Below are 20,087 nucleotides of genomic sequence, written 5' to 3'. Positions count from 1 at the left end.
GTGATACGCATAATAAGAGGCCGTCTGAAAACCTGTTTTACGGGTTTTCAGACGGCCTCTGCCGTTAAATTGCAGGTCGGATTCTCGAATCCGACATTTTCCGCAGGCTTTCCCTGCCGCGCGGGATGTCGGATACAAGTATCCGACATCTACGGCTTGTGTTTTCAGACGGCCTCAGAGGCAGATTGAAAGCGGTAGCGTAGGTCGGGCATTCATGCCCGACAAACCGGCAGATTTGAACACGTCGGGCATAAATGCCCGACCTACTGGTCAAGGCAGGGTGTGGCAAGCCGCATACACGGTTTCAGACGGCCTTTTGCTACAATGCCCGCCGCCCGCACCGTTTTTTGAAAGGAAACAGACATGGACAATATCCGCCCCTTCGACCGCCATCTGCCGCAGCTTGGCGCAGACGTGTACATCGACCCCGCCGCCGTGGTTATCGGGCGGGTTGCGCTGGGGGAGGGTGTGTCGGTGTGGCCGTTTGCCGTGCTGCGCGGCGACGTGAACTTTATCCGCGTGGGTGCGCGCAGCAATATTCAGGACGGCTGCGTGCTGCATGTTTCGGGGGCGTCTGCCGCCAAGCCGGAAGGCTCGCCGCTGGTGCTGGGCGAGGACGTTACCGTCGGCCATCGGGCGGTGCTGCACGGCTGCACTGTCGGCAGCCGCGTGCTGGTGGGCATGGGCGCGGTGGTGCTGGATGACGCGGTGGTGGAAGACGAGGTGATCATCGGCGCGGGGGCGTTGGTGCCGCCGCGCAAACGGCTGGCGGGCGGCTTCCTCTACACGGGCTCGCCCGCCAAGGCGGCGCGGGAGCTGACGGCGGCGGAACGGGCGTTTCTGCGGCAGTCGGCAGCGAATTATCTGGCCACGGCGCGAGTGTATCGGGAGGGCGCGGAATAGGGCAGACAGAGGCCGTCTGAAAAACCGGTGTGCGGCTTTCAGACGGCCTCTGCCGCTTTGAAAACGTGCCCATGCTTTATGTGCAACGCCAAAGCAGGTATGGCGGGACAAGATAGAAAATATATGTCGCAGGCCGGGCTTCAGCCCGGCTAAACCATTAATTCACCAATATTTTGCCTGGCTGAAGCCCGCCTACATCCTACGGCAGGTTCGGCGTGGCGGTAAGGCGAAAGGCCGTCTGAAAAACCGGATTTGCGGTTTTTCAGATGGCCTCTGCTGTTTTGGAAAACACGCCGATTTGTTATGCGGCAGGGAACGCGTGCGCCGCCTCGGGGCGACACACCCTACGTCAGGTTCAGGGGTTCAGTTGTCGGCAGCGTGCCAGATTGGGACTGCGCCTTGTTGGTAGCGGGGTTTTTCGCCGCCCCAGAGGGTGTCGATGTCGTAGAAGTCGCGCACGGCCGGCTGCATGACGTGGACGACGAGTTCGCCCGCGTCAACCAGCGTCCATTCGCCGCTGTCGCCTTCGGTGCTGAGGATTTCAAAGCCGGCTTCTTTGAGGCCGACGGCAACGTTGTTGGCAAGGGCTTTGACCTGGCGGGTGCTGTCGCCGCTGGCGATAATCATGCGGGAAAACAGGGTGGTTTTGTCTTGGGTGTGCAGGATGCTGATGTCTTTGGCTTTGATGTCTTCGAGGGCTTCGGTGGCGACGGCCACCATGCGTTCGAGGTTTTGCTGTTCTTGTTCGGTCATGTTTTTTCCTGTGCAGGCCGTCTGAAAAGCGGCTTTCAGACGGCCTGCCGTTGTGGTTCAGAGTTCGGCGAAGGTTACGCCGGCAAGCTGGGAGGCGATGACGGCGCGGCGGATGGCGGAGAGGGCTTTGGGGCGGACGAAGTTGCGGCGGCAGGCGATGGAGACGCGGCGCACGGGGGCTTCGCCGGCAAAGGGGATGATGCTGAACAGGAGGTGGTCGTTTTCGGTGAGGGCGGTGGCGGGCATGACGCTGATGCCCAGGCCGCTGGCGACCATGTGGCGGATGGTGTTGATGGAGCTGCCCTGCAAGGTGCTGGCCAGGCCGTCGATTTTTTGTTTGGCGGCCAGTTCGCTGCAATTTTCGAGTATGTTGTCGCGCATGCAGTTGCCTTCGGTGAGCAGGAGGACGTTTTCTTCGGCGAGTTCTTTTTGGGTTACGGCGTCGAGTTCTTCGAATTTGTGGCCTTTGGGGACGATGACGAAGAAGGGTTCGCTGTACAGCGGCTGGGTGGTGATGCCGGCTTCGCGGAAGGGTTCGGCGATGACGATGGCGTCGAGTTCGCCGCGTTTGAGGGCGTCGGTGAGGACGTGGGTGTAGTTTTCTTCGAGCATCAGGGGCATGCCGGGGGCGATTTCGCGCAGGGAGAGGATGAGTTTGGGCAGCAGGTAGGGGGCGACGGTGAAGATGAGGCCGAGGCGGAAGGTACCGGCCAGTTCGTTTTTGCCTTCGTCGGCCAGGCGGAAAATCATATCGGCTTCGTGCAGTACGCGCATGGCCTGGGTGATGATGCGCCCGCCCGCGCCGGTGATGATGACTTCGTTGCTGCTGCGGTCGAACAGGGGGACGGCCAGCTCTTCTTCCAGCTTTTTGATGGCGATGGAGAGGGTGGGCTGGCTGACGGCGCACCGCTGGGCGGCGCGGCCGAAGTGCTTTTCTTGCGCCACGGCCACGATGTAGCGCAGTTCGGTGAGGGTCATGGCTGTGCCTTTTTCTGTTGGTCGGGCAGGGTGATGTTGAGTTCCAATACGTCCAGCCCGTCTTGTTTTTCCTGCGAGATGCGGATGTCGTCGAGGGAGACGTTGACGTATTTGGACAGCACTTCGAGCAGCTCTTTGCGCAGGGTGGGCAGGTAGTCGGGGGTGGCGTTCGCGCCCTGCGCGCGCTCTTGGGCGATGATGATTTGCAGGCGGTCGCGGGCGAGGGCGGCGGATTTGGGCTTTTTGCCGAACAGTTTGTCTATCAGCGACATGTCAACCTCCGAAGATGCGTTTGAAGAAGCCTTTTTTCTCGGCGTCGAGAAAGCGCATTTCGCGGTTTTCGCCCAGAAGGCGGGCGACAACGTCCTGATAGGCGGCGGCGGCCACGGCGTCTTCCTGGTGGATGACGGGCTCGCCGGCGTTCGATGCCTGCAAGACGTTTTGCGATTCGGGGATGACGCCGATGAGGGGGATGCGCAGGATGTCTTTGATGTCGTCCACGGAAAGCATTTCGCCTTTTTCCACGCGCTCGGGGGAGTAGCGGGTGATGAGCAGGTGCTCCTTCACTTTGCCGCCCCGCTCGGCTTGGCGCGATTTGCTCTGCAAGATGCCCAAAATACGGTCGGAATCGCGCACGCTGGACACTTCGGGGTTGGTGGTTACGATGGCTTCGTCGGCGAAGTAGAGTGCCATCAGCGCGCCGGTTTCGATGCCGGCGGGGGAGTCGCAGATGACGTATTCGAAGCCCATTTCGCCGGTGAGGGTGTTGAGGACTTTTTCCACGCCTTCGCGGGTGAGGGCGTCTTTGTCGCGGGTTTGCGAGGCGGGCAGGATATAGAGTTTGTCGCAGTGTTTGTCTTTGATGAGTGCCTGGTTGAGGGTGGCTTCGTTTTGGATGACGTTGATGAGGTCGTACACGACGCGGCGTTCGCAGCCCATGATGAGGTCGAGGTTGCGCAGGCCGACGTCGAAGTCGATGACGGCGGTTTTGTGGCCGCGCAGGGCGAGGCCGGATGCGATGCTGGCGGAGGTGGTGGTTTTGCCCACGCCGCCTTTGCCGGAGGTTACAACAATGATTTTTGCCACGGTTTTTCCTTTTGTTTGGGGATGTTGAAAATTCGGGGGCGGGTCAGGCCGCGATGGCGGCGATGACCAGCCGGTCGTCTTGCAGAAAAATCTGCACCGGCTTGCGGTGCAGGTGTTCGGGCAGGCGTTGCTCGAAGTTGCGGTAGATGCCGGCCACGGACACCAGCTCGGCCTGCATGGACTGGATGAAGATGCGCGCGTCGCGCCGCCCCGCCGCGCCGGCCAGCGCACGCCCGCGCATGGGGGCGTAAACGTGGATGTTGCCGTCGGCAATCAGCTCCGCGCCTTCGCTCACCATGCCGGTAACGATCAGATCGGCGTTTTCGGCATACACCTGCTGGCCGGTGCGCACGGGTTCGGACACGAATACGGTGGGATGGCCGCCGCTTTTCGCCGCGCCGCCCACTTGGCGCGCGATTTCGTCCACCGTGCCCGCGTCGGCGGTTTCGATGGGTGCGGCCGCGCCTTTGCCGGCGGGGCTGTATGCCAAACCGGCGGCGGCGGCGGCCTGCTCCCACGCCTCGCCGCGCAGGGCGGCGACGGGCAGGCGGTGTTTGCGGAACACGGCCAGAAGGGCGGAGAGCGTTGCGGCATCGGGCGCGAGTGCCTGCAAATCAAGGATCAGCGGCAGGTTCAGCTCGCGGTATTGCGCCGCGCATTTGGCCAGAGCCGCGTCGGCCGCCGCCGCGTCCGCGCTGTTGGCGCGCACGGCGAGCGCGTCGGTGCGGGCGGACTTGATTTCAAAAGCGGCTTTCATTTCGCGTTTACCATAAATTTTTTAAATGGGCGGCAGTTTACTGTATTTGCCTGCCCGCTTCAAATCGGCCGCCTTTTTCAGACAGCCTCAAAGCCGCGCAAAGAGGCCGTCTGAAAAAGCGTTTGCGCACGGCTGCGGCGGCCTTTCAGACGGCCCCGATGCGTTTGGGCTATAATGCGCCCCTTGTTTTCCCACAGCGCAGCGTTCCTAAAAAATGATACGTTTCGAGCAAGTTTCCAAAACCTACCGGGGCGGTTTTCAGGCACTGAAAAACGTCAGCTTCGAGATCGCCAAGGGCGAGATGATTTTTGTGGCCGGACACTCGGGCGCGGGCAAGTCCACCGTGCTCAAACTCATCGCCGCCATCACCCGCCCCACCTCGGGCAAAGTGTGGATCAACCGCCAGGACACCGGCCGCCTCGACGACAACCAAGCCGGCTTTTTGCGCCAGCACATCGGCATCGTCTTCCAGGACCACAAAATCCTGTTCGACCGCAACGTGCTGCACAACGTGCTGCTGCCGCTGCAAATCGCCGGCTATGGCCGCGCCGAAGCGGAAAAGCGCGCCCGCACCGCCATTGCCAAAGTCGGCCTCGGCGGCCGCGAAAACGCCGCCCCCGTAACCCTCTCCGGCGGCGAACAGCAGCGGCTGTGCATCGCCCGCGCCGTCGTCTGCCAGCCCGGCATCCTGATTGCCGACGAACCCTCCGCCAACCTCGACCGCGCCTACGCGCTGGACATCATGGAACTCTTCAAAACCTTCCACGAAGCGGGCACCACCGTCATCGTCGCCGCCCACGACGAAACCCTGATGGCCGACTACGGCCACCGCATCCTGCGCTTGCAGGAAGGCAGGTTCGCCGCATGAACTACCTCTCCCTGCACCTTGCCGCCGCCAAATCCGCCGCCCGCAGCCTGCTGAGCCAGCCCCTGGCCACCCTCCTCGTCCTCCTCATGCTCGCCGTCGCCATGACCCTGCCGCTCGCCCTCTATCTGGGCATCGAAAGCAGCCGCGCCGTGCTGGGCAAACTCAGCGAAACCCCGCAAATCACCCTCTACATGGAACAAACAGCCGCCGAAGCCGACAGCCGCGCCGTGCAGGAACTCGCCGCCGCCGACAAACGCGTCGGCAAAAGCGAATTCATCGGCAAAACGCAAGGGCTGGGTGAGTTGCAAAACAGCATGGGCGCGCAGGATCTGGTTTCCCTGCTCGACGGCAACCCCCTGCCCGATGTTTTCGTCATTACCCCCCAGCCCGGCCTCACCCCCGAACAAACCCAAGCCCTGCGCCAAGACCTCGCCGCCCTGCCGATGGTGGAGTCCGCCGAACTCGACACCGAATGGCTGCAAACCCTCTACCGCATCGACACCCTCGTGCGCCGCATCCTCACCTTCCTCGCCATCACCCTCAGCGTCGCCTTCGTCCTCGTCGCCCACAACACCATCCGACTGCAAATCCTCGCCCGCAAAGAAGAAATCGAAATCACCAAACTCCTCGGCGCACCCGCCTCCTTCATCCGCCGCCCCTTCCTCTACCAGGCCGCCTGGCAGAGCCTGCTTTCCGCCGCCCTCAGCCTCGCCCTGTGCGCCTGGCTCACCGAAACCACCCGCCCCCTCGTCGCCCAAATCTTCCGCCCCTACGGCATCGATATCGGCTGGCGTTACTTCCGCCTCTGGGAAGCCCTCGCCGTCTGCGTTATCGTAACCGCCCTCGGCATCGCAGGCGCATGGCTGGCCACCCGCCGCCACCTGCTGCGCTTCAAAGCCGACAGCTGAACACGTCTTTGAGGCCGTCTGAAAAATGCGTTTTCGGCTGCGCCGAAGCTGCATTTTTCAGACGGCCTCAATCATTAAAGTTTTACCGTCGCACTGCGCAAATTAATACCGTTTAACATTGCCCCCGCCCCGCTTTGCTATACTGCCCGCCTTCCCAACCCCCTATCAGGAGCAGTAAATGAGCAAATACGACCAAGCAGACTTTGAAGCCCGCAAAGCCGCCATGCTGGAAGAAATCCGCGCCGTCATGGACGACGTGGAAGAACTCTACAACAACGGCCGCGAGCGCGGCGAAGAAGAAATCGCCGAACTCAAAGAAAGCCTCGGCGGCAAACTCGACGCCGCCAAACGCAAACTGCGCCGCTTTGAAGAAGAAGCCGCCGACAGCCTGAAACGCAACTCCGCCTACGCCAAAGAAAAATTCCGCAACTTTGAAGAAGAAGCCGGCAAACGCATCAAACGCCGCGCCAAAGAGGCCGACAAAGCCGTCCACGAAAAACCCTACTACGCCATGGGCTTCGCCGCCCTCGCCGGCCTCGTCGTCGGCGTCCTGCTCAACCGCCGCTAACCGGCGCAGGCTCAAAGGCCGTCTGAAAACTCATTTTCAGACGGCCTGCTTCCATCAAACCTACCCCAAACCCGACACGGAATCCGCCATGGGCATCAAAGACGAAATCGGCCACGCCAAAATCCTGTTCGACAAAGGCACCGACCTGCTGCTCCTGCGCCTGCGCCTGCTCACCCTCGACCTCGCCGACCAAGCCGCAAGCACCTTCAAAATCGCCGCTGCCCTGCTTCTGGCCGCCGTCCTCCTCTTTGCCGCCGTCCTCGCCCTCATGTTCGGCCTCAACCGCCTGCTCGGTGACACCGCCGCCCTCACCGTATTTTTCACCACCGCCACCCTCTGCGTCCTGCTCGCCCTCCTTTCCCTGCGCCGCATCATCGCCCTCTGGCGCACGCAAAACGAAAACCTGGCCGCCGCCGTACAAGGCATCCGCGACGACATCGCCTGCCTGCGCGGCGAAACCGCCAAACACAAAGAGGCCGACGATGAATGAACAACAACGCCAGACACGCGAACTGCTCGAACTCGAAATCCAACTCGCACGCCTGAAAGTGCGCGCCGAACACATCCGCCTGCGCCAGCTCAAACAACAGCGGCAGACCCGCCGCGCCAACCTTGTGCGCACCGCCGAACTCCTCGCCGCCGCCTTCGCTGACAGCCGCAGCAGCCGCACCGCCCGCACCCTCGCCCCCCGCCCCCTGCGCCGCCTGTGGCCCCTCGCCTGGCTGGCCTGGCACTGGCTGCGCCACAAAAACGGCAGCCGCTGAGGGCGAACCCGTTTTCAGACGGCCTGAAACTTTTACCGAACCTCAGGTACTGCCAAACCCGTTTTCAGGCCGTCTGAAAACGCAGCTTCGGCGAAACCGAAACCCGATTTCCGTCATTCCCGCGCAGGCGAGAATCTTGTTTGAATTGCGGAAATTTTTGCCAAAACAATCTGCTGCCCGAATCCGACTAAGATTCCCGCCTGCGCGGGAATGACGTGATTTGGGTAATTAGGCGTTTCGCAAACATTTCAAACTGCTTGAACATTTCCATTCTAACCATGCCCGCCGCCAAAATCCTGCTCACCCTTGCCAGTCTCGCCTATCCGCTTCTATGGTATTACGGGCGTGAAAACGGCGCGTTTTTCTGGCTCGCCGCCGCCATGTGCGTGCTGTGGCTAATCCGCGCCGCCATACCGCAAACGCTGGGGCAGCGGGCGGTTGCGCTGTTGCTGGCTGCGTTTTTCGCCGCCGTTTTGGTGTTCAGGCTGCCCGATTCGATGTATTGGTATCCCGTTGCCGTCAATGCGCTGATGCTGGCGGTGTTCGGAGGCAGCCTGTTTGCCAAACAAACCGTCATTGAACGCCTCGCCCGCCTGCAACACCCAAACCTGCCACCCGAAGGCGTGCACCACACGCGGCGGGTAACGCAGATTTGGTGCGGATTTTTTGTGTTTAACGGCGGCATGGCGGCACTGCTGGCATGGAGCGGGCGGCATGACTGGTGGGCGGTTTACACGGGGATTGTGTCGTATATCCTGATGGGCGTGCTGTTTGCGGGGGAATGGGTTTACCGCAAGCTGGTGTTGAAAGTGTGAAGCCATCCCCGCCTGCACGGGAATGACGGCATTGCTTATTTTTCAGGCTGCCTCAGGGGTTTTGCAAAGGTTTCAGATGGCCTTTATTGCGCTGCTTGTTCTGCCGTGCTGTTGAAACCAAACGCCATTCAAATGCTTTCTTTTAACTTGTTAAGGTCGATCATCAGGATAAAGAGAAAGTAAAAATCCATAGAATAAGCCCCGCTAAGAAAGATTTTTTGCACGATTTCGCTGTTCAGACAAAGAGACCCGCATACCCAGCCGTTTGTTTCTGCATTCCAAGACAGCCAGATTTGCATCACTGCCAAACAGGAAACCGCTATCCTAATCAAAAATACTTTTTTATTTGCCCAAGCTCTTTTTATGTCCAACAAGGCGATGTGGTTTTGCAATTTAAAGCCCAATCCCTGCATTTTTCCAATGAGCGCGAACACGCAGCCGAGCGCAATCCAAAAAGGTTGGTGGGGCTGGTAAAAGGGCAGGAAAAGTAAATTGAGCAGTAACGAATAGTTCCATAGGTATCGGTTGACTAAATTATTAAGAAATTCTTTTTTTTTTTTTCATCCATATCCATCTATCCTCTTAAACGATTAAGGCAGCCTGAAAACGAGTAAAGCGCGGTTTAGCGAAGCGAAAACAGCATCTAAAAAATGGTTTTCAGGCTGCCTTTTTCGCGCCGTTTACATTTCGCCGATGATTAACACCGCATTACTCCCGCCAAACGCAAACGACGAGCTCGCCGCAATCCGTTTTTCAGACGGCCACACGCTGTTTTCGTCGGTAAGCGCGATGGAGGGCAGTTCGGGGTCGGGTGTGCCGTCCCAGAGCTGTGGCGGGAGTTTGCCTCGCGGGTTGGTGTCGCGGCTGGCAACGCCCCATGCAAAGGCGGCTTCCAATGCGCCTGCTGCGCCGAGGGTGTGTCCTGTGCTGGGTTTGGTGGAAGTGCAGGGCGTTTGGCTGCCGAACACTTGGGCGACGGCGCGGCTTTCCATGCTGTCATTGTGGCGCGTGCCGGTGCCGTGCAGGTTGATCCAGCCGATGTCCTGCGGGCTGAGGCGGGCGTGGTTGAGGGCAGCCTGAAACGCCTGCGCCGCGCCCAAGCCGTCGGGGCGGGGCGAGGACATATGGTAGGCATCGCTGCTTGCGCCGTAGCCGAGCAGTTGCATTTTGCCGCCGAAATCGGCATCGCGGGTCATCACGAATGCGGCGGCGGCTTCGCCGATGTTGATGCCGTTGCGGCGGGCGGAAAAGGGGTTGGCGAGGCCGTCCGACAACACTTCCAACGAAGCGAAGCCGTTGATGGTTAAGGGCGACAGGGTGTCTGCGCCGCCGCAAATTACGGCATCGGCAAGGTTGGCGCGCAACAGCCGTGCCGCGCTGATGAGGGCGCGCGCGCCTGATGTGCAGGCGGTGGAGACGGTGTAGCGCAGCCCTTGCAGGCCGTACACTTGGGCGACAAATTCGGCGGGCGCGTTCATGGTGTGCTGCAACTGGTTAAACGGTTTGTCCGCCCAGCCGCCGCCGTGGGAGACGTGTTCAAACAGCGGGATATTTTCGTCCGCGCCGCTGGTGGACGTGCCAATCACCACGGCGACGCGGTGGCTGCCGTAGCGGGCGAGGGCGGTCTGAATGTCGGGTTCGATTTGGGCGAGGGCGTGCCAGAGTAATTGGTTGTTGCGGCTGCGGTGTTCGGCGGCAAGGTCGTTTGAAAAAGGGCGCAGGGTTTCGCCAACCGCGCCGAATGCGTAGGGTTCGCCGCGCACCCATTGCTCGGAAAAGGTAAGCGGGCTGTCGGCACTCGGGTTCAGCAGCGCGTGGATATGGGTTTGCAGTCCGCTGCCGAGTGCGCTGGTTACGGCGGGGCGGCTGAGGTAAACGGGGGTGGTCATGGTTTATTCTTCAATGGGCTGGGCTGTCCAGCGGGTTTGGTCGGGGAAGGCGATGTCAAAGCGGCTGCCGCTGTGCGCCACGCACCACAAATCGCGGTTGCGGTAGCGGAATAATGCGCCGCTGCCTTCGGGGCAAAACGTCTGATGGCTTTCAGACGACGTTTCAGGCTGCATCTGCTGCACATCGGGATACAGCGTTTCGGCGCGGCGGGCGGCAATCAGCGGCAAAAGCGCGGCAAACAGGCGGCGCGATTGGGCGTTGGGCATGATGAAGCCGTCGTTTTTCCAGCCGCGCGGGGTAACGGTCTGCCGCGACACGGGCGCGCCGAGCGCGTCGGTCTGCACAAAGCGGATGCCGTCTGAAAGCTGCTCCACCGCCAGTAGGCTGGTCTGCACGGTCTGCCCTGCGGCATCGGTCTGTTCCAGCTTGAACCACTGCACCTGCTGCGGCAGTGCGGGCAGGGTTTGCAGGTGGGGCAGCGCGGTGCAGGCGGCAAGGGCGAGGGCGGCTGCGGTGATTGGGATAAGGCGCATGGGGATTCCTTTGGGTTGGGGATTGGGGTTTCAGACGACGTTTGGGGTTTCAGCGTGTAGGTCGGGCATTGATGCCCGACAGTTTTTTAATTTCCCAGTGCTTGTCGGACATGAATGCCCGACCTACGCGCTGTATTTGGCAAAAAACAGTTTGTGGTCTTTGGCAATCATCGCAATCACGAACAGCAGGAAAATCAAGGTTTGTATGATTTTGGTATCGGGGTGCGTGTTGAAAATTTCATTGCCCGTGTTGGCAGCCAGATGAAACAGCACGCTTATCCAAATATTGCGTCCGAATTTGCAGTACAGCCAGTTCATAATCAGCACAAACAGGAAAATACTGGCGGCATAGTTAATGGAAGCCAGCGCGCCTTCCGCGACCACATGGCTGTGGTAATAGCCTTTCACAAAAGCCAGCGGCAGATGCCACACCACCCAATACACGCCGAAAATCATAGAAGTGGAAAACAGGCTGAATTTTCGCAACAGCGCATCTGTGCCGTAACTGTGCCACGCCAATTCTTCAACCAGCGGGGCAAAAGTCAGCACAAACCATGCGGATACAAAGGCGGACTGGAAAGACGGCTGCCCCGAAATATGAAACTGCGCCCAGCTATATCCGAAAAAGGTGGAAATCACTTGCGCCGCCATAATGGAGCCGTATGTCAGCAGCAAAATCAGCGCGATGGCAAACGGCGAAAAATGCTGGCGCAAGGACAGGCGGTGTTTCAAATCATTCCATAAATCGGCATCTTGGCGGAACAAATGCAGCGCAATCAGCATGGGCGACACCAAGCCCGCGATCCCTAACACGGTTTGCCCGATTTGCGTGGCAGATGTCTGCTCGGGCAAATGGCTCAAATATGCCATGCCGAACCACAGCACCGCTGGAATCAGCATTGACCAAAAATAGAAGAAAATGGGTCTGTTGTATTTGGTTAGGATAGTCATGGTGTATCGGCGTCCTGTTGGTTTGGCGGTATGGGTATTTTTCAGGCTGCCTTTGGGGCTGTTGGATAGGCAGCCTGAAAAGCCGTGTAGGTCGGGCATTCATGTCCGACGTTTTTTTAAATTGGTTGGGGCTGTCGGGCATAAATGCCCGACCTACTCACTACGCCAGCTTGTAAAACACTTTCATCGTCGCCCATAAAATATTGGGCTGCTTTTTTATCACTTCATGCGCGGCAAACGGCACGTTCATCAGATGCGCGGCGAGCAGGACTTGGCGCAAGCCGTTCAGGGCTATGGCGGAGAGCAGGAAATCGTCTTCGCCGCGCACCGCCAGCACGGGGCTTTGATGTTGGCGGTGTTTTCATTCGGGAACCCCGCCGCCGTGTCGTCCGTCCACAGGCGGCGCAGGTCGGTAACCAGCGCGTCCAAATCGGGGCGGGGGTTGTGTTTTTGGTAGGCGGCGACCTGTTCGGGCATCTGCTCGCGCACATCGGCAACGGTGAGGCTTGCCATCATTTCGCGCGGGGTGTCGCGGCTGTGCCATTGCGCGCCGACGGTCAGCACGGATTACACGCGGGCATCGGCGGCGGCGATGCGGTAAGCGGTTACGCCGCCGTCGCTGAATCCGAACAGGTGAAACTGGCGCATCCCGACGGCTTCAATAATCTGCCGTGCGTCGTCGGCGGTTTGGGCGTAAGTCAGCGACACATCGCCGCGCGTGGAGCGTCCGTGTCCGCGCGTGTCGATGGCAAGGGTGCGGAAATGCGCTTGCAGGCGGGGCAGCAGCGGGGCGAAGTCCTCCGCCGAACCGAGTCCGCCATGCAACAGGACAATGGCGGGCGCGTCGGCTTTGCCGCCAAGCTGGTAGGACAATTCGGCGTTTTGGTAATGCAGGGTTGCGGTCATGGGGTTGCTCCTGTTTGTCGGAGAAACGGCGCGGTTTGGCGCGGCGAAAGCAGGTTGTGCCAATAAAGAGAATTTATTGACAATTAGAAATGTTCTGGTAATATTTAATTAATAATTACAACACAATATGAAATATTTTACCAACCTATAGAATACATTTTAATTAACTTATTATTTGATTATAACCCTACTAAGTCAAATTAGAAAGTCATAAATATGCAACTTCCGTTACAACATATTTTAGATTTTATCTCTAGTTCTAAGCATACATTTGCATTAACAGGTATGACAAAAACAGGGAAAACAAAGCTACTGCATCAGCTTGCCAAAAATTTATCTAAGAATAAAATAGAATATATTATCTTGTACCCTAATATGCGTTTAGTTGGTTCTAAGGGTAAAAGTATTTACCAACACTTGTATTCATCCTCTTTGGAAACAGAAAAATTTCAATTGATGGAACAAGAAGAAACCGCCTCCTCCAAAACTATGCCATTGCGTGCGAATTCGGATTCTAAAAACTGTATTTATTTACTGGATAATGCTCATTTGCTAAGTAATACTGCTTTTACTACACCAGACGGTAAACGATATGGCAGTGGTAAACTGTTAGATGATTTATTTCAATTCATTGATTTTTCTGGAAGCAAACGCAAAGCTATATTTTTTGGGGATCCCTATCAAATTCAGCGTGGTGATATTTTGAGCCAATGCGAAGACAGTTATGTTTTGCCGCTGCTGGACATTGATGCTCCAAATCTTTTGGGGGCTTTAAAAATGGCAACACATTTAGCTCATGCACTACAACAACATAGTTTTGCCTCTTTATCTTATTTTCCTGATTCGAAGTTAATTGCTCAAAAAGATAAATCCATCGCTGCTCAAGAGATTTTATCGCATTATCAAAATGATGAGCCTGTTTGGTATTTGACTGAAACACATGAACAAAGTATGCGGTTTAGCCAATGGTTGCGTTCAAAATTAGGATTGTCCAATTTTTTGTCAATTGGTGATTGGTTAGAGATTTATGTTTGGCAAGATGATGAAAATAGGACTATATATTCTGGAAATCTTGAGCGTATTTCAGTTACTCAACCAACAGAAGAAATTAAGCAACCATTAAAAGGGCGTGATAAACCTATTTCATTCCAATTACAAGATATTACCTTAGCCAATAAATCAAACAACCCCGTTTTAGTGGAATTTTTGATTAATGAAAAACCTGAATTAGGTGCAGATATAGCAATTGCTGTAAAAGCTTGGAAAAACCAAAAGGAAAAAAAGAAAAAAACAGAGGTTAATCTTGCTTATGTACGCTACGGCTATGCTGCTACAGTACATCACGCACAAGGAATGGATCGCGATATTTGTTATATTAACTGTGCCCATAGTGCAGGGAAGCATTCGGAAGGTTATTTCCGTTGGCTGTATTCGGCTTTAACTGTTGCCACTGAAAAAACGATTTTGCTTAATTTCACACCAGTAACGCCTTTTGATCAAGCAATTTGGAAAATAAACAATCAAGCAGAGCAAATTGTCGAACAAATTGCAATAGGAACAGGTTGGATGCTGCCTGAAAATAGTGAAACTGATTTTTCAAATAAATTGAAAGAATACCTTCATCAAATAGCCGAATGTTGTCAGTGCCGTTTGGTTCATCAATCATCACACCCTTATTTGGAAAAGTATTGTGTTCAAACAGGGCAGGGAGAATTTGGTTTGCAGATTGCTTATAAAGGCAACCATCGAATTAGTAAATGGCAACATAATGCAAAAGAAGAACAATATAGTATATTGATTAATTTGGCGGTTGAGTGCGTGGCAAAATCTCCATATACCCCCACTCAGCAAGTACTTTTTAATCACATCTGCCAAAATTTACCTGATTGGAAACCAGTTTCTGTTATTCCTGAAAATGATTACCGGCTAAGTATTGTATTAATGAAGCAGTGGCAGGAACGTATCCAATTCACCCTTAACTTTGACAAACAAGGCGTTGTATCCAGCGTGCATGTTCATGCTGTTACTGATCTTGATTTGATTGATGTAGTAAGAGAAAAACTATCATGAATTATCAAAATCCAAGTGAGCATATTAAAGCATTACGAAAAGCGGGCAATTTTCAGGCTGCCATTGAGCGGGGCAAGGCATATATCAATGATTTTTATGTATTGATTCAAATCAATTGGGCATATTATGGTCTGATTAAGCAACAGGTTGCCGAAATTATTGCTAAACTGGAACAAACCCCGCCTAATTACGCCAAGATCAAACAAATTTATGATACGGCACGAGAATATGCAAAACTACCTAACCGTCGGGCAGATTCGTCTTTGTCTAATATCTTGCGTGAATTAACCAAGCTATCTGCGTATTCGCCTGATTATTTGAATTTTATTTATTGGGTAGTGCGAATTGATGGTATTCAGGATGACGATTGGCAAGCTGGCGAATATCAAGGAAAGCAGTTTTCTCCTTTGGTTTGCAGTATTGCTCGGGGTTTGGCGAAATGGGTAAGTCATTTTTCTCAGCAGGCAACATCGGCAGATGTGGAACATATTATTGGATGGCTGGAGAATACCCGTTCAGTTGCAGTTGGTGATGATGTTTTATGGTTGGATTGGGATAGAGTGAAATTACTTAAACAATTGGGTAAACATCAAGAAGCTGCTCAAACTTTAGGTTATCTATTGAAAAATAAAAATAAAGAATTCTGGTTATGGCAAAAAGCAGGGCAACTCTATGCTTCAGAACAACCCGATTTAGCTAAAGCATGTTTTTGTCAGGCTCTACAATGTTGCCAAAAACCTGAATTCAGTGTGAACGTACATATTGATTTAGCACAATTATTGATAGAACAAAATGAAACAGCTTGGGCAAACGGTGAAGTATTACAAACAAGGAATATTCGTGAACAGCATGGTTGGAAAATAGACGATGCCTTACAAAAATTATTAGATGCAGATTGGTATTCTCCTGAGAATGCACTGTCCAATGAGGAATTAATCAAACAATATCAACAATATGCCCCTGAAGCTTTAGTTTTATGTTTTGATGATGTACAGGAATATGATGCTAATTTTGATACGGTATTTACTTTACCTTTGCCAGCAGATGCCCCAAAAAATAAGAATCCAAAAAAACTAGCAAAATTTATTTTCCGCCCTAATGAAAAAAGGAAAGCTATTTCAATTGTGGGTACAGAAACAAAAGAGGTTGCATATTTTCAGTCAGGGACACCCGTTTGCTTATTAATCGGAAAAGCAGCCAATGGACGACAAACTATTCTGCACATCAGCTCTCGTGAAAATGGTCAATTATGGGATTGTGCAGACAAACGAAATGGCGTAGTAGAGAATTTAAAAAACAATAAGATTGGGATATTTTTTAATCGTAATAGCTATGTATCAGCATCAATGGGAGCATGGCAAGGAGATTTGCCAAATATAGGCGATAACGTATTGGCTTATACGGCGTACAATCAAAAAAAAGAAACGCAAGAAATATTATTAGCACAAGCACAAATAGATGTTTTTTTGAAAAATGAAGATATAAAAATAATTTCAGGCTGCTTGAAACGTCATGAAAAAGGCTTTGCTTTTGTAGAGGATGTATTCGTTGCCTCATACCTCCTACAAAATTTTGATGATGAAAGTGAATTACAAGTAGAAATTATTGCAATTTATAGTAAAAACCCAAAAAAATCAGAATTTAGTTGGCGTGCAATTAAAATTAAAACCAAATAAATTCCAGTTCCTAAAATTGTCAAAATTATTTTGAGCTGTCTGAACGGATTTAGACGGCGTTTTTTAGGCTGTTTTTTTATCAAAATTATTCCATATTCGGATAAATGTTATCCGTTTTACCCCGTTTATCCGAATACGCATGGTGTTTATACTGGCAACACTTTCAACCAAGCCCAACAGGACACCGCAACATGAAACTCTTACAACCCTACACCCTAGGCAACCTGAAACTCAAAAACCGCATGGTGATGGCGGCGATGACCCGCAGCCGCGCCGACACAGACGGCATCGTCGGCGCGATGGCCGCCGAGTATTACACCCAACGCGCATCCGCAGGACTGATTTTGTCCGAAGCCGTCAACATCTCCGCCGACGCGCTCGGCAGCCCGCTCACACCGGGCTTGTTCACCGCCGCGCAGATAGCCGCATGGAAAAAAGTAACCGCCGCCGTACACGAACAAGGCGGGCTGATTTTCGCCTAACTGTGGCACACAGGTCGCGTCGCCCATTCCATCAAACGCAACGGCGTGCTGCCCGCCGCACCCAGCGCGGTAAAAATTGAAGGCATGCAGCATTTCACATCGCAAGGGCCGAAAGACTACGAAACCCCGCGCGAACTGACCGCCGCCGAAATCTGCCAAATCGTCGCCGACTACGCCCAAGCCGCGAAAAACGCCGTTGCCGCAGGCTTTGACGGCGTAGAACTGCACGCCGCCAACGACTATCTGCCGCAACAGTTCCTCGCCGATTCCGCCAACCTGCGCCAAGACGAATACGGCGGCAGCATCGCCAACAAAGCCCGCTTCACGCTGGACGTATGCGCGCGCTGATTGACGCGGTCGGCGGCGAACGTGTCGGCATCAAAATCAGCCCGCTGCACCCCTACGCAGGCATCGCGTTTGACAACCCCGTGGCAAGCTACGAATAGCTCATCGGCTAGTTGAATAAACTGGATTTCGCCTTTGTGGAAATCATGCAGCGTTCGCCGATGTTTCCGCTGTTGCCGCACTATCCGCAGGGCGACGAGTTGGCAATCTTCGCGCCGATGGTGCAGGGCAAAACCGTGATTGCAGGCACGGGCTACACCGCCGAAACAGGCGAAGCCGCGCTGGAAAACGGCGCAGCGGATTTGATTGCCTACGGCGCGGCGTTTTTGGCGAATCCCGACCTGCCCAAACGCTTTGAACTGGGTGCGGAACTGAACACGCCCGACCGTGCTACGATGTTTGGCGGCGGCGAGCGGGGTTATACGGATTATCCGTTTTTGAAATAAGGGGGAATGGGAAAGGCAGCCTGAAAATGGGGTTTCAGGCTGCCTTTTGGCTTTTCAGACGACCTTTGAGGCAGCCTGAAACCCGTCTTCTCTAATGCTGACGGGGAGGGGAAGTAGGTCGGGCATTCATGCCCGACGTTTTTTGTTCCAGGATTTGTCGGGCATGAATGCCCGACCTACTCCCCTTTGGTTTTTCAGACTATGCCTTGCCCGCAAACGGATTGAGCAGCGGCACGTTCAGTTCAGCAAAGTCCCGCACGTTACGCGTTACCAGAGTGAGGTCGTGGCGGATGGCGGTGGCGGCGATGAGCGCGTCGTTGTAGGGGCGTTGGTCGGGAACGTGCAATCGGGCGCAGATGCGGGCGGTGTGGCGGTCTATGGGCAGGATGCGTTGGTCAAAAGTGGGAATCACGGTGTCGTTGAGCCAGTGTTGCAGGCGCATAAATTGGGCTTCGTCGCCGCGATGCTGCACGCGCAAAATGCCTTGTTCTATTTCCAGCAGGGTAATCACGGAAAGATGGCAGTCGTCAAAACTGACCGAATGCGTCCATTGTTCCAATGCCGCATCGGCTTGCCCCCGGCTGATTTTGCGGATTTCGGAAACGACATTGGTATCAAGTAGATACATCAGAACAACTCCTCGCGGTCGGCGATAATGCAGCGTGGAAATTCCACGTCAATCAAATCGGCTTCGGGGTCGGCAAGTTTGTGCGCCAAGCTCGCTTTTTTGCCTTGCAGGTTTTGATACGCCGCATAGTTCATCAACACATAGGCTGGCTCGCCACGGTCGGTGATGCATACGGGGGCGGTGTCGCTCATGTTTTTGGCTTTGGCAACGTTTTGGTTAAATTCGCGGCTGCTGATGGTTTGCATGGTCGTCTCCTATAATGTAGCAACGTTTGCACATTGTAGCCGATTGGCTGGAAAAGACAAGGCAGCCTGAAAAACGGCGGGACGGTTTTTCAGGCTGCTTTGGGTTTGCTATTCAAGATGATGGGGAAGATTTCAGATTGAAACCTTTATAAAGCCGTTACGGCGTATTTTAAGATAAACAGGTCGGTGTTTGTCCGGGCATCAATGCCCGACCTGCACCTGTTTTCAGACGACATCAACACTTATTCAAACGCCAAATCCCCCACCAGTTCCGCCAGCGTGTTGAGCCGCTGCTCCGATTTTTCCACAAACGGGTTTGCGGTATCCCACGCATAGCCCGCGAGAATGGACGAAATCATGCGGCCGATTTCGGGGCTGCGGTTGGGGGCGTACACCACGTTTTGGAAGCGGTTGTCGTACCAGCCGTCAACATAGGTGCGGAAGGCGTTCACGCCCACCATCAGCGGTTCGGCGAACTCGGTTTGCCAGTCTGCCGCGCTGCCTTTGAGCTGTCGTGCGAGCAGGTCGGCGGCGAGTTTGGCGGAGTGCAGCGCGATGGTTACGCCCGATGAGAACACGGGGTCAAGAAATTCGGCGGCGTTGCCCAAGAGTGCGAAATGTTTGCCGTAAAGGGCTTTGACGTTGGCGGAATAGCCTTGGATGCTGCGGTAGGGGAAGCCGTTTTCCCATTTGGAATGTTGAAACAATTCAACGAGATTGGGGCAGTCGGCAACCATTTTTTTCAACACGGCTTCGGGTTCGCCCGCGAGTTTGTCGGGCGTGCCGACCACGCCGAGCGAGCAGGTGTTGTCGCCGAAGGGGATTGTCCAAAACCACACATCGCGGTGCTGCGGGTGGGTGGTAATCAGGATTTTGTTGCGGTCAAAATCCGCATCGGCGGCGATGTTGTCGGTGATGCGGGTGAAATGCGCCATGCGCGGGGGCAGGTGGGACGGGGTTTCCAAGTCCAGCAGGCGCGGCAGCACGCGCCCGTAGCCGCTTGCGTCCAAGACGAAACGGGCGGTGAGTTCGTATTTTTCGCCCGTGTCGGTTTCCACGCTCAAACGCGCCGTGTCGCCGCTGTTGTCAAACGCGGTTACGCCGTGCCCGAAGCGCACTTCCACGCCTTGTTTGGCGGCTTCGTCAATCAGGATTTTGTCAAACACTTCGCGGCGCACTTGGAACACCGTGCCCGGGCCGTCTGAAAATTTCTCGGTGAAGTCAAACGCGGTGCGGCGGCTGCCCCATGCGAACGCCGCGCCGTTTTTAAACTGAAAGCCTTTTTCGGCGCGCACGGCATCGGCAAAACCGGCTTCTTCCAGCATTTCCATGCAGTGCGGCAGCAGGCTCTCGCCAATCACAAAGCGCGGAAAATGCTGTTTTTCCAGCACGCATACTTTGAAGCCCTGTTTGTTAAGCAGGGCGGAGGCAACCGAGCCTGACGGGCCTGCGCCGATAACGGCGACATCAAATTGAGCAGACATTTTTTATCCTTTAAATATGAAGTGGGAATGG

At 54.8% G+C, this 20,087-nt stretch carries 25 protein-coding genes and 1 pseudogene; 12 read left to right on the top strand and 14 right to left on the bottom strand.

Annotated features, from left to right (window positions below):
• The first annotated feature begins 363 nt into the window (after positions 1 to 363).
• Positions 364 to 903 carry a gamma carbonic anhydrase family protein gene (locus tag H3L91_RS00510; protein ID WP_007341413.1) on the top strand — a complete coding sequence of 180 codons (540 nt, stop codon included), beginning with the start codon at positions 364 to 366 and terminating at the stop codon, positions 901 to 903.
• Positions 904 to 1,266: 363 nt separating this feature from the next.
• Here H3L91_RS00510 and rsfS read toward each other — a convergent pair whose 3' ends face one another.
• Genes rsfS through minC form a run of 5 tightly spaced genes read right to left on the bottom strand, consistent with a single transcriptional unit; the run spans position 1,267 to position 4,477 of the window.
• A complete protein-coding gene (rsfS, locus tag H3L91_RS00505) occupies positions 1,267 to 1,656 on the bottom strand; it encodes a ribosome silencing factor (RefSeq protein WP_007341411.1) in 390 nt (129 codons plus the stop codon).
• A 57-nt stretch (positions 1,657 to 1,713) separates the two neighbouring features.
• A complete protein-coding gene (locus tag H3L91_RS00500; RefSeq protein WP_007341410.1) occupies positions 1,714 to 2,634 on the bottom strand; it encodes a hydrogen peroxide-inducible genes activator in 921 nt (306 codons plus the stop codon).
• The gene (minE, locus tag H3L91_RS00495) at positions 2,631 to 2,906 is read right to left on the bottom strand and encodes a cell division topological specificity factor MinE (RefSeq protein WP_007341409.1); all 276 of its coding nucleotides are present in this window, start codon (positions 2,904 to 2,906) and stop codon (positions 2,631 to 2,633) included. The genes H3L91_RS00500 and minE overlap by 4 nt, the downstream gene beginning before the upstream one ends.
• Before the next feature lies 1 nt (position 2,907).
• Positions 2,908 to 3,720, bottom strand: a complete 813-nt coding sequence (minD, locus tag H3L91_RS00490; RefSeq protein WP_007341408.1) for a septum site-determining protein MinD — start codon at positions 3,718 to 3,720, stop codon at positions 2,908 to 2,910.
• Positions 3,721 to 3,763: 43 nt separating this feature from the next.
• The gene (minC, locus tag H3L91_RS00485) at positions 3,764 to 4,477 is read right to left on the bottom strand and encodes a septum site-determining protein MinC (RefSeq protein ID WP_007341407.1); all 714 of its coding nucleotides are present in this window, start codon (positions 4,475 to 4,477) and stop codon (positions 3,764 to 3,766) included.
• Positions 4,478 to 4,691: 214 nt separating this feature from the next.
• Here minC and H3L91_RS00480 point away from each other — a divergent pair, with 214 nt between their 5' ends.
• The 7 genes from H3L91_RS00480 to H3L91_RS00450 all read left to right on the top strand — a co-directional run bounded on the left by H3L91_RS00480 (position 4,692) and on the right by H3L91_RS00450 (position 8,891).
• Positions 4,692 to 5,345: a cell division ATP-binding protein FtsE gene (locus tag H3L91_RS00480; protein WP_007341405.1), complete on the top strand. Its 654-nt coding sequence runs from the start codon at positions 4,692 to 4,694 to the stop codon at positions 5,343 to 5,345.
• Positions 5,342 to 6,253, top strand: coding sequence for a permease-like cell division protein FtsX (gene ftsX / locus H3L91_RS00475; protein WP_007341404.1), 912 nt, complete (start codon positions 5,342 to 5,344; stop codon positions 6,251 to 6,253). Before H3L91_RS00480 ends, ftsX begins: the two co-directional genes overlap by 4 nt.
• A 178-nt stretch (positions 6,254 to 6,431) precedes the next feature.
• Positions 6,432 to 6,821, top strand: coding sequence for an ElaB/YgaM/YqjD family protein (locus tag H3L91_RS00470; RefSeq protein ID WP_040658495.1), 390 nt, complete (start codon positions 6,432 to 6,434; stop codon positions 6,819 to 6,821).
• 88 nt (positions 6,822 to 6,909) lie between these two features.
• Entirely contained in the window at positions 6,910 to 7,311 is a 402-nt protein-coding gene (locus H3L91_RS00465) for a phage holin family protein (RefSeq protein ID WP_007341402.1), read from the top strand.
• Complete coding sequence (locus H3L91_RS00460) at positions 7,304 to 7,585, top strand: hypothetical protein (RefSeq protein ID WP_007341401.1); 282 nt, start codon at positions 7,304 to 7,306, stop codon at positions 7,583 to 7,585. The genes H3L91_RS00465 and H3L91_RS00460 overlap by 8 nt, the downstream gene beginning before the upstream one ends.
• Before the next feature lie 278 nt (positions 7,586 to 7,863).
• A complete protein-coding gene (locus H3L91_RS00455) occupies positions 7,864 to 8,400 on the top strand; it encodes a COG4648 family protein (RefSeq protein ID WP_040658493.1) in 537 nt (178 codons plus the stop codon).
• Positions 8,401 to 8,618: 218 nt separating this feature from the next.
• The gene (locus H3L91_RS00450) at positions 8,619 to 8,891 is read left to right on the top strand and encodes a hypothetical protein (protein ID WP_182109843.1); all 273 of its coding nucleotides are present in this window, start codon (positions 8,619 to 8,621) and stop codon (positions 8,889 to 8,891) included.
• Between the two features lie 189 nt (positions 8,892 to 9,080).
• On the opposite strand, the gene H3L91_RS00445 is transcribed toward H3L91_RS00450, so the two are convergent.
• The 6 genes from H3L91_RS00445 to H3L91_RS12525 all read right to left on the bottom strand — a co-directional run bounded on the left by H3L91_RS00445 (position 9,081) and on the right by H3L91_RS12525 (position 12,680).
• Positions 9,081 to 10,289, bottom strand: a complete 1,209-nt coding sequence (locus H3L91_RS00445) for a beta-ketoacyl-ACP synthase (RefSeq protein ID WP_007341398.1) — start codon at positions 10,287 to 10,289, stop codon at positions 9,081 to 9,083.
• A 3-nt stretch (positions 10,290 to 10,292) separates the two neighbouring features.
• Complete coding sequence (locus H3L91_RS00440; protein WP_007341397.1) at positions 10,293 to 10,823, bottom strand: hypothetical protein; 531 nt, start codon at positions 10,821 to 10,823, stop codon at positions 10,293 to 10,295.
• 123 nt (positions 10,824 to 10,946) lie between these two features.
• Positions 10,947 to 11,774 (bottom strand): CPBP family intramembrane glutamic endopeptidase, encoded by an 828-nt coding sequence (locus H3L91_RS00435; protein ID WP_007341396.1) that lies wholly within the window; start codon positions 11,772 to 11,774, stop codon positions 10,947 to 10,949.
• A gap of 160 nt (positions 11,775 to 11,934) precedes the next feature.
• Positions 11,935 to 12,111 (bottom strand): hypothetical protein, encoded by a 177-nt coding sequence (locus H3L91_RS12535; protein WP_007341395.1) that lies wholly within the window; start codon positions 12,109 to 12,111, stop codon positions 11,935 to 11,937.
• Positions 12,066 to 12,338 carry a hypothetical protein gene (locus tag H3L91_RS12530; RefSeq protein WP_007341394.1) on the bottom strand — a complete coding sequence of 91 codons (273 nt, stop codon included), beginning with the start codon at positions 12,336 to 12,338 and terminating at the stop codon, positions 12,066 to 12,068. Before H3L91_RS12530 ends, H3L91_RS12535 begins: the two co-directional genes overlap by 46 nt.
• Positions 12,339 to 12,341: 3 nt before the next feature.
• Positions 12,342 to 12,680, bottom strand: a complete 339-nt coding sequence (locus tag H3L91_RS12525; RefSeq protein WP_007341393.1) for an alpha/beta fold hydrolase — start codon at positions 12,678 to 12,680, stop codon at positions 12,342 to 12,344.
• 216 nt (positions 12,681 to 12,896) lie between these two features.
• Between H3L91_RS12525 and H3L91_RS00425 the strand changes: the two genes are divergently transcribed.
• The 4 genes and pseudogenes from H3L91_RS00425 to H3L91_RS12155 all read left to right on the top strand — a co-directional run bounded on the left by H3L91_RS00425 (position 12,897) and on the right by H3L91_RS12155 (position 17,699).
• On the top strand, positions 12,897 to 14,750 hold the full coding sequence (locus H3L91_RS00425; RefSeq protein ID WP_007341392.1) for an ATP-binding domain-containing protein: 1,854 nt from the start codon (positions 12,897 to 12,899) through the stop codon (positions 14,748 to 14,750).
• A complete protein-coding gene (locus tag H3L91_RS00420) occupies positions 14,747 to 16,426 on the top strand; it encodes a DUF7017 domain-containing protein (RefSeq protein ID WP_007341391.1) in 1,680 nt (559 codons plus the stop codon). Before H3L91_RS00425 ends, H3L91_RS00420 begins: the two co-directional genes overlap by 4 nt.
• A gap of 104 nt (positions 16,427 to 16,530) precedes the next feature.
• Positions 16,531 to 17,256 (top strand): annotated as a pseudogene (locus H3L91_RS12240) (oxidoreductase).
• A gap of 110 nt (positions 17,257 to 17,366) precedes the next feature.
• On the top strand, positions 17,367 to 17,699 hold the full coding sequence (locus H3L91_RS12155; RefSeq protein ID WP_007341387.1) for a beta/alpha barrel domain-containing protein: 333 nt from the start codon (positions 17,367 to 17,369) through the stop codon (positions 17,697 to 17,699).
• A gap of 199 nt (positions 17,700 to 17,898) precedes the next feature.
• Here H3L91_RS12155 and H3L91_RS00410 read toward each other — a convergent pair whose 3' ends face one another.
• The 3 genes from H3L91_RS00410 to H3L91_RS00400 form a co-directional block, all read right to left on the bottom strand.
• Complete coding sequence (locus tag H3L91_RS00410; RefSeq protein WP_007341386.1) at positions 17,899 to 18,327, bottom strand: type II toxin-antitoxin system VapC family toxin; 429 nt, start codon at positions 18,325 to 18,327, stop codon at positions 17,899 to 17,901.
• Positions 18,327 to 18,572: a type II toxin-antitoxin system Phd/YefM family antitoxin gene (locus tag H3L91_RS00405; RefSeq protein ID WP_007341385.1), complete on the bottom strand. Its 246-nt coding sequence runs from the start codon at positions 18,570 to 18,572 to the stop codon at positions 18,327 to 18,329. The genes H3L91_RS00410 and H3L91_RS00405 overlap by 1 nt, the downstream gene beginning before the upstream one ends.
• A 242-nt stretch (positions 18,573 to 18,814) precedes the next feature.
• Positions 18,815 to 20,056, bottom strand: coding sequence for an NAD(P)/FAD-dependent oxidoreductase (locus H3L91_RS00400; RefSeq protein WP_007341383.1), 1,242 nt, complete (start codon positions 20,054 to 20,056; stop codon positions 18,815 to 18,817).
• Positions 20,057 to 20,087 lie beyond the last annotated feature (31 nt).

This window comes from Neisseria bacilliformis (genome assembly GCF_014055025.1).
In the GTDB taxonomy this organism is placed as follows: domain Bacteria; phylum Pseudomonadota; class Gammaproteobacteria; order Burkholderiales; family Neisseriaceae; genus Neisseria; species Neisseria bacilliformis.
Note: the sequence above shows the minus strand (reverse complement) of the source record. Positions and strands in the feature narration are given on the sequence as shown.

Coding starts and splice junctions, on each gene's coding strand:
- minE (WP_007341409.1), bottom strand. CDS start 2,906: ATGTCGCTGATAGACAAACTGTTCGGCAAAAAGCCCAAATCCGCCGCC.
- rsfS (WP_007341411.1), bottom strand. CDS start 1,656: ATGACCGAACAAGAACAGCAAAACCTCGAACGCATGGTGGCCGTCGCC.
- H3L91_RS00480 (WP_007341405.1), top strand. CDS start 4,692: ATGATACGTTTCGAGCAAGTTTCCAAAACCTACCGGGGCGGTTTTCAG.
- H3L91_RS00445 (WP_007341398.1), bottom strand. CDS start 10,289: ATGACCACCCCCGTTTACCTCAGCCGCCCCGCCGTAACCAGCGCACTC.
- ftsX (WP_007341404.1), top strand. CDS start 5,342: ATGAACTACCTCTCCCTGCACCTTGCCGCCGCCAAATCCGCCGCCCGC.
- H3L91_RS00455 (WP_040658493.1), top strand. CDS start 7,864: ATGCCCGCCGCCAAAATCCTGCTCACCCTTGCCAGTCTCGCCTATCCG.
- H3L91_RS00425 (WP_007341392.1), top strand. CDS start 12,897: ATGCAACTTCCGTTACAACATATTTTAGATTTTATCTCTAGTTCTAAG.
- H3L91_RS00470 (WP_040658495.1), top strand. CDS start 6,432: ATGAGCAAATACGACCAAGCAGACTTTGAAGCCCGCAAAGCCGCCATG.
- H3L91_RS00410 (WP_007341386.1), bottom strand. CDS start 18,327: ATGTATCTACTTGATACCAATGTCGTTTCCGAAATCCGCAAAATCAGC.
- H3L91_RS00440 (WP_007341397.1), bottom strand. CDS start 10,823: ATGCGCCTTATCCCAATCACCGCAGCCGCCCTCGCCCTTGCCGCCTGC.
- H3L91_RS00460 (WP_007341401.1), top strand. CDS start 7,304: ATGAATGAACAACAACGCCAGACACGCGAACTGCTCGAACTCGAAATC.
- H3L91_RS00420 (WP_007341391.1), top strand. CDS start 14,747: ATGAATTATCAAAATCCAAGTGAGCATATTAAAGCATTACGAAAAGCG.
- H3L91_RS00400 (WP_007341383.1), bottom strand. CDS start 20,056: ATGTCTGCTCAATTTGATGTCGCCGTTATCGGCGCAGGCCCGTCAGGC.
- H3L91_RS12525 (WP_007341393.1), bottom strand. CDS start 12,680: ATGACCGCAACCCTGCATTACCAAAACGCCGAATTGTCCTACCAGCTT.
- minC (WP_007341407.1), bottom strand. CDS start 4,477: ATGAAAGCCGCTTTTGAAATCAAGTCCGCCCGCACCGACGCGCTCGCC.
- H3L91_RS00465 (WP_007341402.1), top strand. CDS start 6,910: ATGGGCATCAAAGACGAAATCGGCCACGCCAAAATCCTGTTCGACAAA.
- H3L91_RS00435 (WP_007341396.1), bottom strand. CDS start 11,774: ATGACTATCCTAACCAAATACAACAGACCCATTTTCTTCTATTTTTGG.
- H3L91_RS00405 (WP_007341385.1), bottom strand. CDS start 18,572: ATGCAAACCATCAGCAGCCGCGAATTTAACCAAAACGTTGCCAAAGCC.
- H3L91_RS00510 (WP_007341413.1), top strand. CDS start 364: ATGGACAATATCCGCCCCTTCGACCGCCATCTGCCGCAGCTTGGCGCA.
- H3L91_RS00500 (WP_007341410.1), bottom strand. CDS start 2,634: ATGACCCTCACCGAACTGCGCTACATCGTGGCCGTGGCGCAAGAAAAG.